The sequence below is a fragment of the Kribbella flavida DSM 17836 genome, from assembly GCF_000024345.1.
Taxonomy (GTDB): domain Bacteria; phylum Actinomycetota; class Actinomycetes; order Propionibacteriales; family Kribbellaceae; genus Kribbella; species Kribbella flavida.
Genome location: NC_013729.1, coordinates 586797 through 602124 on the forward strand (window position 1 = coordinate 586797; position 15328 = coordinate 602124).

Here is a 15328-nt window from a genome sequence, read left to right on the forward strand (position 1 = left end):
ATCAGTTGCCGGCGACCTTGTCCTTGCCGCCCGCGGCGGCCGCGACGGCGGTCTGGTAGGCCCTGGCGGCGGCGTCGGTCGACTTGCCACCGATCACGTCCGCGGTCGCCTGCTGCAGCGCCGCCGAGATCTTCGGGTACTCCGCCAGCCCCGGCCGGTACTGCGTGATCGGCAGCACCTTGGTGGCGACGAAGTTCAGCATCGGGTCGTTGGCCAGCACCTTGGCGTTGACGTCGGTGCGCTGGGTGATCTTCGCCGCGCCGTCCAGCGCCGCCTCGACCATCTCGGCGGAGTTCATGAACTGCAGCAGTTCCCAGGCCTGCTGCGGGTACTTGGTGTTCGGGTTGACGGCGACCACGCCGCCGCCGGACATCGAGACGAAGTCCTGACCCTTGACGCCGGCGCCCGGCCTGGCCGCCGGGATCAGCGCGTAGCCGACGGTGGTGTCGCGGTCGGCCATCTTGGCCACGCCCTCCTTGGGCTCCACCACGCTGCGCCAGAAGTAGTCGCCCTCGGCCAGGATGCCGATCTTGTGCGCGGCGAACTCGGCGAACGACTTGTCCCGGCCCTTGGCCTCGCGCTGCAGCACCGGGTCGCCCAGGCCGCCGCCGTACACCTTGGCGTAGAAGTCCAGCACCTGGCGGACCTTGACGGTGTCGCCGAGCCACTTGCCGTCGGTGTGGATGGTCGCGCCGGTGCCCACCAGCAGCGGCAGCACGCCCTGCATCGTGGTGGCCTCGCCCATCGCGGTACCGCCGTTGATCTGGATCGGCGTCACCCCGGGCAGCTGCTTGAGCTTCTGGCCGGCGGCGAGGATGTCGTCCCACGACTTCGGCTGCCAGTCGGCCGGCAGCCCGGCCTGGGCGAACAGCTTCTTGTTGAAGTAGAGCACCCGGCCGTCGGTGCCGGCCGGTACGCCGTACCGCTTGCCCTCGAAGCTGCCGAGCTGCTGGACCGATTCGGGGATCTGCGCCCAGCCGTCCCAGCCGTCCACCTTGGCGGCGTCGCCGACGGTGTCGGTGAGCGGCTTGACGTAACCGGCCTGGGCGAACTCGCCGACCCAGATGCCGTCGAGGTTCATCAGGTCGGGGCCGGCCTTGTTCGACAGGCTGAGCGCGAGCTTCTGCTTGTAGACCTCGTCGTCGGACCCGTCACCCTCGAACCGGACCGTGACGTCGACGCCCTTGGCCTTCTGCGCCTCGACGAACTTCGGGATCAGCACGTCCTGGGTGAACGTGGCACCGGCGCTGTTCTTGCCGCCCTTGACCGCGTTGGCGCCGATCACCAGCTCGACCTGCTTGGCGTCGGCGTTGCGGTTGGCGTCCTGGTCACCGCCGCCGGAGTCCGACGACCCCAGACAGCCGGTCAGCAGCACCAGAGCGGCCGCGCCCAGGGCGGCCGGCGGGAGGACACGCGAGATGGGTCGCATCGAAACAGACTCCTTGCGGCGAACGGGGGCAACTGCCGGATCACCTTGGCACTCGGCGGGGACTTTTGTGAAGACTTTTACCCGGCCTGCCTGAAAACGTTGTCAACTTCCAACATGATCCCGGTACGCCGCGTCGCCGTCCGGCTGCGCTTCGTGCGAGTTGTTGCCCGCGGCCACCGGATCGCCGTAGTCCGAGCAGCCGGCAGGTGTCAAATCCGGAACCGCCGGAGCGCATTGCGGATCAGTTAAAGCTCACTCCCGATTCCGTTCCAAAGAGTAGCTGGGTAGATACAGATCGTGAGGTCTCGGGTTAGCGTCAGTGCCGATCGGACTCACTGGAATGGAGGTGACGGACATGATCGGCGACCTGCTGGACGACATCCTCGGTGGTGGCAACGGTGGCGGCGGCCACCACTGGCATCACTGGCACCACTACTGGAACTGCTGGTGGTGACGTCGCGTCGGTGACCGGAGTCTCCGCTGACGCGCAAGCAGCGGATGCCGTCCGGATCACCGGTCCTACTTGCCAGAGCCGATGACCGACCACGAGCTCCGAAAGGAAACGGGCGGCCCCGACCTCGTCGGGGCCGCCCGCTCTCGTGGTGCAGGTCCGGCCGGCGCTCAGCGCCGTCGCCGCGCGGTCAGCGCGGCCGGGTTTCGGTGCCATCGGCAACAGTATGCCGATCGTCGGCGAGCCGGTCGCGGTCCGGCCGGTCCGCGACCGGTGCCACGTCCGGCGGGACATCGGCGGCGTGCCGGCCGACCGGCTGCCCGTCGGCGTCGACCGGCTCGTCGGTGACCGGCGACCGGTCGCCGTGCGTGCCGGTGCCGGTGGCCGGGTCGGTGCCGGTGTCCGGAGTGGTGGCGACCTTCTGGCGGAGCTCGCGCACCTCCTTGTGCCGGCGGTACCCGCGGCCGAGCCCCTTCTTCATCAGCCACAGACCGAGCAGGAGCAGGGCGCCGGCGACCGCGCCGAGGAAGAACACGGTCGGCACGATCACACCGAAGTTGACCCCGAAGACCTCGAGGGTGGTCGAGTCGCTGGAGCTGACCGCGACGCCGAGTCCGAAGAGCACGGCGATCACGATCAGGACGATTCCGAGAACGGCCATCGTTTGCTGCCTCTCTTCCAGCAGCAGGTGCTGGAGCGTTCAGGCCTCACTGCTGAGTAGTGCGGTGAGCAGCGCCACGGCGCCGCCCTTGTCGAGTGGGTTGTTCTGGTTCCCACATTTGGGCGACTGTACGCAGGACGGGCAACCGTCCGTGCACTCACAGTGTGCGATCGCCTCCCGGGTCGCGGTCAACCACTCGCGCGCCGCCGCGTACCCGTGCTCCGCGAAGCCCGCGCCACCGGGATGCCCGTCGTACACGAAGACGGTCAGCCGGCCGGTGTCGGCGTGCCGGGCGGTGGAGACCCCGCCGATGTCCCAGCGGTCGCAGGTCGCGAACAGCGGCAGCAGCCCGATCGACGCGTGCTCGGCCGCGTGCGCCGCTCCCGGTACGTCGTCCAGCCCGAGCCCGGCGACGACGTCGTCCGGCACGGTCCACCAGACCGCCTTGGTCCGCAGCGTCCGCTCGGGCAGGTCGAGCGGCTGCTCGTCCAGCACGTCGCCGGTGGCCACCTGCTTGCGCTGGAACGACACCACCTGGTTCGTCACCTGGACCCAGCCGCGGGACAGCTCGGCCGAACCCCACGCGCTGGTCGCCTCGGTGGCCAGGATGCCGATCTCGGTCACGTCGCGGGCGAAGGTCGTGTAGTCGGGCGACGCGGGCTCCACGACGGCCGCGTGCTCGTCCAGGTCCAGGCTGCGCACCAGGTACGACTCGCCGGCGTGCACGTAGACGGCTCCGGCGTGCACGGAGGCGTGCGCCGAGCCGCCGTCGACCGTGCCGAGCAGCCGCCCGGTCCGGTCCTCGACGATCTGCACGGTCTTCCCGCCGGCCGAACGGATGTCGATCGCGTCCACCGCGCGGTCCCGCCGGGTCCAGAACCAGCCGTGCGGCCGCTGCCGCAGCAGCCTCTGCCGGACGAGCTGGCCGATCACCGACTCCGTCGTACTGCCGAAGACCTCGTAGTCGGCCTCGGTGAGCGGCAGTTCCTGCGCGGCGGCGCACAGTTGCGGGCCGAGGACGTACGGGTTCTCCGGGTTGAACACGGTGGCCTCGACAGGTCGGCCGAAGATCGCCTGCGGATGGCGCACCAGATAGGTGTCCAGCGGATCGTCGCGGGCCACCAGCAGTGCCAGTGCGTCGCCACCCGAGCGGCCGGCCCGACCTGCTTGCTGCCAGAGCGAGGCCCGGGTCCCCGGCCAGCCCGACAGCAGCACGGCATCCAGCCCGGCGATGTCGATGCCCAGCTCCAGCGCGTTGGTTGCGGCCACGCCCGTGAGCTCGCCGCTCTGCAGCATGCTCTCCAGCCGGCGCCGCTCCTCCGGCAGATAGCCCGCCCGGTACGCCGAAACCTGGTCCGCCAGCGCCGGGTCGACCTCGGCCAGGTTGTCCCGGGCGGTCATCGCGACGGTCTCGGCTCCGCGCCGGGACCGGACGAAGGCGACGGTTCGCACGCCCGAGACCACCAGGTCGGTGAGCAGGTCCGCGACCTCGGCCGTCGCGGACCGGCGCACGGGGGCGCCGTTCTCGCCCTTCAGCGAGGTCAGCGGGGGCTCCCAGAGGCCGAAGGAGATGCCGCCGCGCGGTGAGCCGTCGTCCACCACCTCGACCATCGGCACCCCGGTCAGCCGCTCACCGGACACCGCGGGCTCGGCCACGGTCGCGGAGGCGCAGACGAAAACAGGATGGGCGCCGTACTGCGCGCAGACCCGCCGCAGCCGCCGCAGGACGCCGGCGACGTGCGCGCCGAACACGCCGCGATAGTGGTGGCACTCATCCACCACCACGTACTGCAGGCAGCCGAGGAAGCGCGCCCAGCGCTGGTGGTTGGGCAGCAACGACCGGTGCAGCATGTCCGGATTGCTCAGCACGTACGTCGCGTGGTCGCGGGCCCAGTCGCGCTCCGTCCGCTCCGAGTCGCCGTCGAGCGTCGTTGCCCGCAGCCCCTCCACCTTGAACTGCGAGACCGCGCGCAGCTGGTCGTGCGCCAGCGCCTTCGTCGGCGACAGGTACAGCACGGAGGCCGCGCGCCGGTGCGGGGAGGCGGCGTGCGCGATGCTCAACGTGGCGAAGGCGGGCAGCAGGTAGCCGAGGGACTTGCCGGACGCCGTACCGGTCGCGACGACGACGTGCCGCCCCCCGTACGCCGCTTCGGCGGTGGCGACCTGGTGGGTCCAGGGGGCAACGACCCCGGCGTCGGCCAGCTGGGTCAGCACCTCCGGCGGAACCCAGCGCGGCCACTCGCCGGTCCGGCCGGCGCGGGCGGGCACGGACTCGACGTGGGTGAGCCGCTCGGCCCGGCCGGGACCGGCGGCGAGCCGTTTCAGCACCGTCGCCGCCTCACCGCTCATGGCAACGACCCTAGTAGACAGCAACGACAAGGGCGCCGGAGCGTGAACCGGTCCAGACCGGCGGGCCGTGCACGAGCCGGTGCAAACGCAGATGCACGCGGCTTTTGGTCCAGGTAGGTCGACGCGGCACGCGCCGGGATGAAAGAGTTTTGCCCGCGGCCGTACTCACGGTCCGTACATGGTTGAATGCAACGGTTCACGGGATGGAGGCCGAAGTGGATCTGTCGCTGACGACACGTCCGGAAGGCGGGCGCACCGTCGTCGAGGTGGGTGGGGAGATCGACGTCTACACCGCACCGAAGCTGCGCGAGACGATCGTCTCGCTGGTGGACGCGGGGCACTACGACCTCGTCGTCGACCTGGAAAGAGTGGAGTTCCTGGACTCCACCGGGCTCGGGGTGCTGGTCGGAGGTCTGAAACGGGTCCGCACCCACGACGGGTCGCTGTCCTTGGTCTGCACCCAGGAGCGGCTGCTGAAGATCTTCCGGATCACCGGCCTGACCAAGGTTTTCGAGATCCACCCGGACGTCGCCTCGGCGCTCTGATCCGGCCCGGTCCGGTGCCGTCGTCGCTACTGTCGGTGACGACGCCACCGGAACTCCGGGACAGACGTAGACCACCCTGTCGTCAGGTCTGGTCGTCAACCCGTTAGAGTGACCCACCGCGCCAGGCCCTGGCGCTGTGTCGTATTTCCCAACCCTCCGGTTGCGGCAGGACGGGGGCCGTCAAGTCCTGAGGGTTGCCTACAAGGAGGACGGATGGGCACGCTGCTTGCTGCACAAGCGGTGGATCTTTCGTCGAGCAACACCATGTTGGTGGTCGTCGTCGGAGTGATCGCGATTCTCGCGGTCCTCATCGCGATGGTTTTCCGCAGCCAGGTGCTTGCCGCGAACGATGGCACCGAGAACATGAAGACGATCGCACTGGCGGTCCAGGAAGGCGCTTCAGCCTATCTGTCCCGACAGTTCAAGACGCTGTCGGTCTTCGCCGTGGTCGCATTTCTGCTGCTGTTCCTGCTGCCGGCGCACAGCGACGGTGACAACGACACCGTGCTGAAGATCTGGCGATCGATCTTCTTCCTGATCGGTGCCGGCTTCTCCGCCTTCATCGGCTACCTCGGCATGTGGCTCGCGACGCGCGCCAACGTGCGGGTCGCCGCGGCCGCCCGCACCGAGGGCCGCGAGCCGGCCATGCGGGTCGCGTTCCGCACCGGTGGCACCGTCGGGATGGCGACCGTGGGCCTCGGCCTGCTCGGCGCCGCGGCCGTCGTGCTGTTCTTCAAGGGTGACGCCCCGACCGTGCTCGAGGGCTTCGGTTTCGGTGCCGCCATGCTGGCCATGTTCATGCGGGTCGGCGGCGGTATCTTCACCAAGGCCGCCGACGTCGGCGCGGACCTGGTCGGCAAGGTCGAGCAGAACATCCCCGAGGACGACCCCCGCAACGCGGCGACCATCGCCGACAACGTGGGCGACAACGTCGGTGACTGCGCCGGTATGGCCGCGGACCTGTTCGAGTCCTACGCCGTGATGCTGGTCGCCTCGCTGATCCTGGGCAAGGCCGCGTTCGGCGAGCAGGGCCTGGTGTTCCCGCTGATCGTGCCGGCCATCGGTGCCCTCACCGCGATCATCGGTGTCTACCTGACCCGTCCGCGGGCCGGCGAGAACGGCCTGCGCACGATCAACCGCGCCTTCTACATCTCGGCGCTGATCTCGGCGGTGCTCTGCACGATCGCCGCGTTCGCGTACCTGCCGGGCACGTTCGCCGACCTCACCGGCGCGACCGAGGCGATCGCCGCCAACGACGGCGACCCGCGGGTCATCGCGACCGTCTCGGTGCTGATCGGCATCGTGCTGGCCGCGGTCATCCTGGCGCTGACCGGGTACTACACCGGCACCGAGGACAAGCCGGTCAAGGACGTCGGCAAGACGTCGCTGACCGGTGCCGCCACGGTCATCCTGTCCGGCATCTCGGTCGGCTTCGAGTCGGCCGTCTACACCGCGCTGGTGATCGCCGCTGCCGTGTACGGCGCCTTCCTGGTGGGTGGCGGCGGCGTGGTCGCGCTGTTCGCGATCGCGCTGGCCGGCTGCGGTCTGCTCACCACCGTCGGCGTCATCGTCGCGATGGACACCTTCGGCCCGGTCTCCGACAACGCGCAGGGCATCGCCGAGATGTCCGGCGACGTGGACGGCGAGGCGGCCCAGATCCTCACCGAGCTGGACGCGGTCGGCAACACCACCAAGGCGATCACCAAGGGCATCGCGATCGCCACCGCGGTGCTCGCGGCGACCGCGCTGTTCGGCTCCTACACCGACTCGATCTACTCGGTGCTGAACGACGCCGGCGACGCCGCGTTCAACTCCGACGCGCTGGTGTTCGACCCGTCCACCCTGGTCGGCCTGATCATCGGTGCCGCGGTCGTGTTCATGTTCTCCGGCCTGGCGATCAACGCCGTCGGCCGGGCGGCCGGCGCGGTGGTCTACGAGGTCCGTCGCCAGTTCCGCGACATCCCCGGGATCATGGACGGCACCGGCAAGCCGGAGTACGGCAAGGTCGTCGACATCTGCACCCGCGACTCGCTGCGGGAGCTGGCCACGCCGGGTCTGCTCGCGATCGCGGCCCCGATCGCCGTCGGCTTCGGCCTCGGCGCCTCGGCGCTGGCCGGCTACCTGGCCGGTGCGATCGCCAGCGGCACGCTGATGGCGGTGTTCCTGGCCAACTCCGGTGGCGCCTGGGACAACGCGAAGAAGCTGGTCGAGGACGGCAACCACGGCGGCAAGGGCTCGCCGGCGCACGAGGCCACCATCATCGGTGACACCGTGGGCGACCCGTTCAAGGACACCGCCGGTCCGGCCATCAACCCGCTGATCAAGGTGATGAACCTGGTCGCGGTGCTGATCGCCCCGGCCGTGGTCGGGATGTCCAGCATCGGCGAGGACACCAACACCGCGCTGCGGCTGATCATCGCGGGCGCGGCGGTGGCCATCATCGCGGTGGCCGTCATCGTGTCGAAGCGCCGGGAGTCGGTCATCTCCGACACTCCGGCGGAGGCGAACGTCGCCGCCTGATCCAGCGGCAGTTCCGCGAACGGCCCGCCGGCGTCTGCCGGCGGGCCGTTCGCCTGCTCGCCACCCGGTGGCCACCGACCCGCAAGCTCGCTCGAAGTTTCGGAGCAACCGCCAACTGGCAGTGACTTCCGGCCTTTCGACGCTCAACCGTCGACTTTGGTCGGATGCGAACGACCCCCGTGGTGCGGGATGCTCAGGGGCACGGTCAGGGACTAACCCGATGGCGGTCGCGGGCTGGGCACGGAAGACTCCATCCCCAGGTGGACACACCGGATCCGCCCTGGGTTCGATGACTTCCGGCCCGCCCGGCCTCGATACTGAGGTGGACTGCCCGCCCCCTGACATCCGGCGCGCTACCGAACGAGGAGTACGGCGATGATCGAGGCACAAGGCCTCACCAAGCGATACGGCGCAACCGTTGCCGTTGACAACCTGTCCTTCGAGGTGAAACCCGGCAAGGTGACCGGCTTCCTCGGCCCGAACGGGGCCGGAAAGTCCACCACCATGCGGATGATCCTCGGCCTCGACACCCCGACCGCCGGCGACGTCCGGATCGACGGGCAGCACTACAGCGACCTCAAGCAGCCGCTGCGCAAGGTCGGCGCGCTGCTGGACGCCAAGTGGGTGCACCCGAACCGCTCGGCCCGCGCCCACCTGAACTGGATGGCCGCCTCGAACAAGCTGCCCCGGCAGCGGGTCGAGCAGGTGCTCGACATCGTCGGCCTGACCGAGGTGGCCGGCAAGCGGGCCGGCGCCTACTCGCTCGGCATGTCCCAGCGGCTCGGCATCGCCGGCGCCCTGCTGGGCGATCCGGAGATCCTGCTGTTCGACGAGCCGGTCAACGGCCTCGACCCCGAGGGCATCGTCTGGATCCGCCAGTTCATGCACCGGCTGGCCGACGAGGGCCGGACGGTCTTCGTCTCCAGTCACCTGCTGTCGGAGATGGCGCTGACGGCCGAGGAGCTGCTGGTCATCGGCCGTGGCCGGCTGATTTCGCAGTCCAGCACCAAGGAGTTCGTGGAGCAGGCCAGCGGCAACAGCATCAAGGTCCGCAGCCCGCAGCTCGGCGAGCTGCAGAGCGCGCTGCAGCAGACCGGTCTGGAGACCCGGGTCGAGGACGTCGAGGACGAGGGCAAGGTGCTGTTCGTCGACGGCAAGGTCACCACCGACCAGATCGGCGAGACCGCCGCCGCGCAGGGCATCGTGCTGCATGAGCTCAGCCTGCAGCGCGGCTCGCTGGAGCAGGCGTTCATGCAGATGACCGGAGACTCGGTCCAGTACCACGCGCACGGGACCGAGCAGGCGCCGCCGGTCGCGCCGGCCGAGGCCGTCGTCGCTGCCGAACAGGAGAAGTGAGCATGTCGCTACTGGCAATGGAACGGATCAAGTTCCTGTCCACCCGGTCGCCCTGGTGGTGCATGGCGCTGGCCGCCGTGCTGAGCATCGGGTTCACCGCCCTGGTGGTCGGCCTGGTTCCGGCCGAGGAGCTCGGCGCCCCGATCGACACCGCCACCACCCAGGCCGGGTACCTGTGGGGCCAGATGATCATCATGGTGATGGCGGCGCTCGCAGCGACCACGGAGTACCGGTTCAACACCATCAAGACCACCTTCCTGGCCGCGCCGAACCGGGTGACCGCCCTGCTCGCCAAGACGGCGATCGTGGCCGTCGCGGGTGCGCTGGTTGGGCTGCTGCTGGCGTTCGGCTCCTGGGGCATCAGCCTGCTGCTGGCCTCGGACGCCGACCTCGCGCTGAACTCCGGCGCCGACCTGCGCGCGGTGGTCGGGGTCGGGCTGAACGCAGCCCTGACCGCGGTCTTCGCCCTGGCGGTCGGCATCCTGATCCGGCAGAGCGCCGGCGCGATCGCGATCGTGCTGATCTGGGCGCTGCTGGTCGAGCGGATCCTGATCACGGTCATCCCGCGGGTGGGCGACGACATCAAGAACTGGCTGCCGCTGAGCAACGGCGACTGGTTCAACGCCGCCGGACTGGCCGGCAGCGGCACGTACGACGTCGGCCACGGCCCCTGGGTCTCGCTGCTCGTCTTCGCTGCCTGGTCGTTCGGTCTGCTCGTCATCGGTCTGCTGGTCACGCAGAAGCGCGACGCCTGACCGACACAGTGTCCACCGGGTGGTGCAGAGACCCGGTGGTGACGGCCCGGTCAGGCTGAGGGGTCCTGGCCGCTACGGCCCGTGGAGTATCCGGGAAACCGGATACGCCACGGGCCGGTTCGTCGTCAGGCGCAGTTCTTGGCCTTCACGGTGCGCCAGCCACCCTGGTTCGGCACGATCCGCTTCTGGTAGCAGTCGTAGGCCCGGATGCCGGTGATGCCCTTCAGGGTCTCCAGGATGTTCCGGATCGTCACCGCCGCGGCGGCGCCGGAGACCTTGCAGACCACGTCGAGCACCTTCTTGATGCCGCTCGGCAGCCGGGACAGTCCCTGGCAGGTGATGTACGCCGCGCCGCCGCCGATCGCGATCAGCGCGCTGACGGCGGCCTGCGCCTCGTACCCCCACAGGTTCAAGTAGATGCCGCGGCCGTAGGTGAGCTTCGGGTCCAGCGTCAGCGGGTACCGCGCGCCCGCCGGGTCGACGTGCTGGACCAGTTGGCTGCCGTCGGTCTGGTACCAGGTCGGCAGTGACCTGCCGTCGGCGTCGATCGCCCACGGCGCCTCGATCACGCCGACCAGGTCGCTGCCGGGCCGGGTGATCAGGTAACCACCAGCGGCCGGCTGGAGCCGCCAGCCAGGATGCAGGGTGAGGCCGAACCGCGTGCTGCTGCCGCTGCGGAGCACGGAGAGGACCTGTCCACCGTCGGGCAGCCGGCGTACCTCCGAGTTACGCCGGTCGACCGCGGTGACACTGTGGCTGATGCCGTCGGTGGCGACTGTGACGCTCTTCGCGTCGTGCCGGACCGCGACCGCCGGCCGTTCCGGACCGAGCCGGTCGGCGCCGCGGGCGGCCAAGGCCCGCTCGACCACCGTCGCCGTGTCGGTTGCCGTGTCGGTTGCCGTGTCGGTTGCTGTGCCGGTTGATGTGCCGGTTGATGGGGCGGTCGCAGGGGTGGCCGGGGTGACGGCCGAGGCCTGGGTGGCCGCGAGGCTCACGGCGGCCGCCAGAACGGCGACGACCGTGCTTCTGAAGATGCTGCGCATCGGTGCTCCTTCGGTCGGAAGAGGACACTTCGGACGGTAGGCGCGGCCGCCGCGGGACCGGCAAGAGGTGATGCAGCTACCTGCAGGTTCTGCAATCGACGGGATCAGACCGGGACGCAACCGCAAGCCGGCGGCCCTTGCGACCGAGGGCATCCGGAGCGGCCGAAGGGTGCGGGCGCGAGGGCCGGGCCGGGCAGAGGGCCGGCAGGGGTCTGGCGGGGCAAGGGGCTAACCGGTTAGCCTCCGCGCATGACCGATTGGGCGCGGGTGCGCGCCGAGGGCTTCGCCGTCCCGACCGATCGTCCGCTGCCCGAGCTGGTCGCCGAGCTGTCCGCGATGCTGCGGTCGCCGGATCCGGTGCAGCGCGACAGCCAGGCGTACTCGATCCTGGCCACCTGGATCGGCGCCGGGGCGCTCGGTCCGGAGCTGCTGCACGCGCTCGGCGACGAGATGGTCGAGCGGTTCGGCGATCCGGAGACCCAGGCCCGGACGTTCGCGCCGTTGATCCTCGACGCGATCGTGTCCGCCGGCGTGTTCGAGCCGAGCTGGGTGCCGCCGTTCGAGCGCTGGTACGTCGCCGAGGAGGACCTGCGCGGCCACGACCCGAAGCTCGGCTGGTTGCACGCCGTCGCGCACGGGGCCGACCTGCTCGGCGCGCTCGGCCAGTTCCCGGCGGTGGAGCCGGTGGAGATGCTCCGGCTGGGCATCGGGCGTCTGCTGACACCGACGGAGTACGTGTGGCGCGACCTGGAGGACGACCGGCTCGGCTACGCCCTGGCCGTGACGCTCACCCGCGCGGACCTCACCGAGACCGATGCGACCGGCTGGCTCGACCCCGCCGCGAGGGCGCTGGTCGGCTACCCGCCGGACGGTCCACGGCCGGAGGTCAGCAACACGCTGCGCACTCTGCGGGTCGTCTACGTGCTGGTCGACCAGGGCGTCCGGATCGGCGACCAGGTGGCCGAGGTCCCGCACCGCGACCTGGTCCGCGCGAAGCTGACCGAAGTCCTCCGCATGGCCACGCCGCACTTCCTCTAGGGCGTGGCGCCGGGCCGGGACAGTCGGGCGCCGTTCTCTACACCACCGCCCGAGCGGCCTGATCCAGGGCGGCAAGGGTCTGCGGCGCGGACGGACGGGCAGGCGCCTGCGAGGATGGGGCGATGAGTGAGCTGACGAGTGGTCTGGTGGATCGGCTGCGGGACGCGTTCGAGGCCGCGGACTACACCGTCGAAGGTGTCGCGGCCCGGCTGGGTGCGCGGGCGAACGCCGCGCTCGCCCGCAACGAGACCACGCTCGCGTACCGGCAGACCGCCCAGGAGAGCGACCTCGACACGCTGATCCGGCTGTTCCTGCTGCAACGTCCGGTGCTCAGATCCCTGCTGGACAAGGCGACCGGCGGCCTGCTGCCCGACCTTGTTGCTCTGGGCATCCTTTCGGTCGACGGCGCCGAGGTGTCGGCGGCACTCGACGTCCGCCCGTACGCCGAGGACGACCGCAGCTGGTGGGTGATCGCGGACCTGACCCCTGGTCTGGACGGCCGGCGGGCGACGATGCGGCCCGACTACGTGCTCGGGATCGCACCCGCCAGCCTCAGTCTGGTGAAGCTGACCGTGCCGCTGAAGGTGGAGAGCGCGCTCGACCTGGGCACGGGCTGCGGCATCCAGGCACTGCACCTCGCCGACCGGGCGAACCACCTGGTCGCCACCGACGTGAACCCGCGGGCGCTCCAGCTGACCCGTTGGACCGCCGCGCTGAACCGGATCGAGCTGGACGTCCGGGACGGGTCCCTCTACGAGCCAGTGGCGGGGCAGCGGTTCGACCTGATCGTCAGCAATCCGCCGTACGTGATCGCGCCGCCGAGCGACGGCAAGCTGACCTACCGCGAGACCGGGTTCGCCGGGGACTCGGTGGTGGAGCAGTTGGTGCGCCAGGCTCCGCAGCACCTGACCGAAGGCGGCTGGTGCCAGCTGCTGGCCAACTGGACCTGTGTCCGCGGCGAGGACTGGCGTGAGCGCATCGCCGGCTGGACGGGCGACCGGTCGAGCTGGGTCGTGCAGCGCGAGCAGCTGGACCCGGCGGAGTACGTCGAGCTGTGGCTCCGCGACGCGGGCCTGCACGGCCGTCCGGAGTACACCAGGCGGTACGACGAGTGGCTGGTCTGGCTGGATCAGCAGCGGGTCGAGGCCATCGGGATGGGCTGGATCACCGTGCGCAACGTCGCCGGCAGCACGCTGGCCGAGGAATGGCCGTACGAGATCGAGCAGCCGATCGGTCCGCACGTGCTGCAGCGCTTCCAGCGGCAGCAGGAGCTCCCGGAGGACCTGACCGGTCTCTACCTCAAGCTGGCCGATGACGTCGTGCAGGAGACCGCGGGACCGCCCGGAGCCGACGACCCGGCGACGATCGTGCTCCGCCGGCAGCGGGGGATGCGCAGGGCGGAGCAGGTCGACACCGTGCTCGCCGGGTTCGTCGGTGCCTGCGACGGCGACCTCCGCGTCGGCCAGATCCTCGACGCACTGGCCACCCTGCTCGACCGCGACGACCTGCACGCCGACTACCTGCCCGAGATCCGCCGGCTGCTCGTCGAAGGCTTCCTGGAGGTTTAGGGCGAGTCCCCCGAGTCAGCGCTTGCCGGCCCGGCGGTCGCGCTTCTCGGCGTACATGCGGGCGTCGGCGAGGTCCAGGAGCTCGGTGACGGGGACGCCGTCGGTGCTGGAGGCGTAGCCGATGCTCAGCCGGAGCATCGCATACCAGGGCTCGTCGGCACTCGCCGCGACCCGGTCGGCGGCGGTCTTGATCCGCTCGACCAGCTCCCGCGCGCCCCGGTCGTCCGGGTTGTCCAGCACCACCACGAACTCGTCCCCACCGGCCCGGACGACCAGATCCTCGGCACGGGACTGCTCGGTGAGCACCTGCGCGACCCGGCGCAGCACCTCGTCACCGCACGCGTGGCCGTGGGAGTCGTTGACGATCTTGAGGTTGTCCACGTCGATCGCGATGACGGCGACGGACCGGCCGGAGTCGAGCGCCGCGGTCATCCGCTCGTCCAGCGCCCGGCGGTTGGCGACCCCGGTCAGCGGATCCTCGCGGGCCGCACGCCACTCCGCGTCGTGCCGGATCGACAGCTCGTGGGTCGCCAGCGCGCTGCGGACGGCGTACAGGCCGCGGAGCCGCTCGGCCCACCAGCCGCGGGTGATCGCGCGGGCGTACTGCAGTCCGGCGGCCGCGCCGGCGTCACCGGAGTCCGCGACGATCTGGACGGCGGTGTGCCGGACCAGCGCCTCCACGGGCGGGTCGGACGTGAGCGGCAGGTCGGTGCCGGACCGCTCGGCCGCCTCGACCGCCTCCTCCAGCCGGCCGAGCGCGGCGTAGGTCTTGGCCAGGTAGGCTCCGGCGATCGCGGCCAGCTCGAGGTCGCCCAGCTTGGCCAGCTGGTCGCGGCAGTCCTTCAGTACCACCGCGGCCTCGGCCGGGTCGTCGTCCCAGTTGCTCGCCGCCAGCCACATCCGGCCGGCCATCGGCCAGTACCCGATCAGGTCGGCCCGCACGATCACCTCGATCGCCTCGGCCGCCCACCGCCGTGCCTCCGACCGCCGGTGCCGGGTCTGCTCGTCGTACGACGGGTCGCCGAGCCGCTCCATCTCGTGCGCCCAGCGCAGGTTGGACTCGGCCAGGTTGAGCCGGTTGATCGCCGGCGACTCGGGCAGTCCGAGCGGATCGGTGTCGGTCGCGGCGGCCTGCTCGAAGTGCGGGATGCACAGCTCGAACAGCCGGAGCAGGTCGTAGGCGTAGCCCAGCCCGGTGTGGGCCCAGCTGGCCAGGCCCGGGTCCCGCGTCCGCGACAGTGCGTTCTCGGCCGCGACCAGGTCGGTGACCGAGTCGCCGCCCTCACCGGTCCGGATCAGGGTGACGATGCGCAGCGCCAGCGCGTTCGCCTCCCAGCCCGGCTCGTCGATGGCGCGGGCGACCCGGATGCAGCCGTCGACGGCGTCCAGCGCCTCGTCCGCGTCGGTGCCGTGGTGGGCCGCGACGGCGCGCACGTACTCGGCCGCGGCGCGCTCCGGAGTCGGCTCCGGGCCCAGCTCGGCCAGCAGCCGGCGGATGTCGAGCATCGCCTCAGCCGGTCCGCCCGACTGGGCGCGTGTCATCGCGGCCGCGATCCGTTCCGTCACCCCCGACGTCTGCCGCACCGCATCTCCCTAGTCCTCTCCCCGCCCGG

At 70.7% G+C, this 15328-nt stretch carries 11 protein-coding genes; 6 read left to right on the plus strand and 5 right to left on the minus strand.

Features of this window, described 5'->3' with window-relative positions; genetic code table 11:
- Position 1 precedes the first annotated feature (1 nt).
- The 3 genes from KFLA_RS02830 to KFLA_RS02840 form a co-directional block, all read right to left on the minus strand.
- Positions 2 to 1429: an extracellular solute-binding protein gene (locus KFLA_RS02830; RefSeq protein WP_012918244.1), complete on the minus strand. Its 1428-nt coding sequence runs from the start codon at positions 1427 to 1429 to the stop codon at positions 2 to 4.
- 641 nt (positions 1430 to 2070) lie between these two features.
- Complete coding sequence (locus tag KFLA_RS02835; protein ID WP_012918246.1) at positions 2071 to 2541, minus strand: hypothetical protein; 471 nt, start codon at positions 2539 to 2541, stop codon at positions 2071 to 2073.
- A 39-nt stretch (positions 2542 to 2580) separates the two neighbouring features.
- Positions 2581 to 4890, minus strand: coding sequence for a DEAD/DEAH box helicase (locus KFLA_RS02840; RefSeq protein WP_041289114.1), 2310 nt, complete (start codon positions 4888 to 4890; stop codon positions 2581 to 2583).
- Between the two features lie 203 nt (positions 4891 to 5093).
- Between KFLA_RS02840 and KFLA_RS02845 the strand changes: the two genes are divergently transcribed.
- From KFLA_RS02845 to KFLA_RS02860, 4 genes are all read left to right on the plus strand, one after another.
- Positions 5094 to 5435 carry an STAS domain-containing protein gene (locus KFLA_RS02845; protein WP_272941284.1) on the plus strand — a complete coding sequence of 114 codons (342 nt, stop codon included), beginning with the start codon at positions 5094 to 5096 and terminating at the stop codon, positions 5433 to 5435.
- A 213-nt stretch (positions 5436 to 5648) separates the two neighbouring features.
- Positions 5649 to 7955, plus strand: a complete 2307-nt coding sequence (locus tag KFLA_RS02850; protein ID WP_012918249.1) for a sodium-translocating pyrophosphatase — start codon at positions 5649 to 5651, stop codon at positions 7953 to 7955.
- Positions 7956 to 8330: 375 nt separating this feature from the next.
- Positions 8331 to 9311, plus strand: a complete 981-nt coding sequence (locus KFLA_RS02855) for an ABC transporter ATP-binding protein (protein ID WP_012918250.1) — start codon at positions 8331 to 8333, stop codon at positions 9309 to 9311.
- A 2-nt stretch (positions 9312 to 9313) separates the two neighbouring features.
- Positions 9314 to 10066, plus strand: coding sequence for an ABC transporter permease (locus tag KFLA_RS02860; RefSeq protein ID WP_012918251.1), 753 nt, complete (start codon positions 9314 to 9316; stop codon positions 10064 to 10066).
- A gap of 125 nt (positions 10067 to 10191) precedes the next feature.
- Here KFLA_RS02860 and KFLA_RS35270 read toward each other — a convergent pair whose 3' ends face one another.
- On the minus strand, positions 10192 to 11109 hold the full coding sequence (locus tag KFLA_RS35270) for a hypothetical protein (RefSeq protein ID WP_012918252.1): 918 nt from the start codon (positions 11107 to 11109) through the stop codon (positions 10192 to 10194).
- A 249-nt stretch (positions 11110 to 11358) separates the two neighbouring features.
- On the opposite strand from KFLA_RS35270, the gene KFLA_RS02870 reads away from it, so the two are divergent.
- Together KFLA_RS02870 and KFLA_RS02875 are read left to right on the plus strand one after the other, a co-directional pair.
- A complete protein-coding gene (locus KFLA_RS02870; protein ID WP_012918253.1) occupies positions 11359 to 12147 on the plus strand; it encodes a DUF2785 domain-containing protein in 789 nt (262 codons plus the stop codon).
- Between the two features lie 122 nt (positions 12148 to 12269).
- Positions 12270 to 13715 carry a DUF7059 domain-containing protein gene (locus KFLA_RS02875; RefSeq protein ID WP_012918254.1) on the plus strand — a complete coding sequence of 482 codons (1446 nt, stop codon included), beginning with the start codon at positions 12270 to 12272 and terminating at the stop codon, positions 13713 to 13715.
- Between the two features lie 15 nt (positions 13716 to 13730).
- Here KFLA_RS02875 and KFLA_RS02880 read toward each other — a convergent pair whose 3' ends face one another.
- On the minus strand, positions 13731 to 15299 hold the full coding sequence (locus tag KFLA_RS02880) for a GGDEF domain-containing protein (RefSeq protein ID WP_012918255.1): 1569 nt from the start codon (positions 15297 to 15299) through the stop codon (positions 13731 to 13733).
- Positions 15300 to 15328: the final 29 nt, after the last annotated feature.

Coding starts and splice junctions, on each gene's coding strand:
- KFLA_RS02830 (WP_012918244.1), bottom strand. CDS start 1,429: ATGCGACCCATCTCGCGTGTCCTCCCGCCGGCCGCCCTGGGCGCGGCC.
- KFLA_RS02835 (WP_012918246.1), bottom strand. CDS start 2,541: ATGGCCGTTCTCGGAATCGTCCTGATCGTGATCGCCGTGCTCTTCGGA.
- KFLA_RS02860 (WP_012918251.1), top strand. CDS start 9,314: ATGTCGCTACTGGCAATGGAACGGATCAAGTTCCTGTCCACCCGGTCG.
- KFLA_RS02840 (WP_041289114.1), bottom strand. CDS start 4,890: ATGAGCGGTGAGGCGGCGACGGTGCTGAAACGGCTCGCCGCCGGTCCC.
- KFLA_RS02850 (WP_012918249.1), top strand. CDS start 5,649: ATGGGCACGCTGCTTGCTGCACAAGCGGTGGATCTTTCGTCGAGCAAC.
- KFLA_RS02855 (WP_012918250.1), top strand. CDS start 8,331: ATGATCGAGGCACAAGGCCTCACCAAGCGATACGGCGCAACCGTTGCC.
- KFLA_RS35270 (WP_012918252.1), bottom strand. CDS start 11,109: ATGCGCAGCATCTTCAGAAGCACGGTCGTCGCCGTTCTGGCGGCCGCC.
- KFLA_RS02875 (WP_012918254.1), top strand. CDS start 12,270: ATGAGTGAGCTGACGAGTGGTCTGGTGGATCGGCTGCGGGACGCGTTC.
- KFLA_RS02845 (WP_272941284.1), top strand. CDS start 5,094: ATGGAGGCCGAAGTGGATCTGTCGCTGACGACACGTCCGGAAGGCGGG.
- KFLA_RS02870 (WP_012918253.1), top strand. CDS start 11,359: ATGACCGATTGGGCGCGGGTGCGCGCCGAGGGCTTCGCCGTCCCGACC.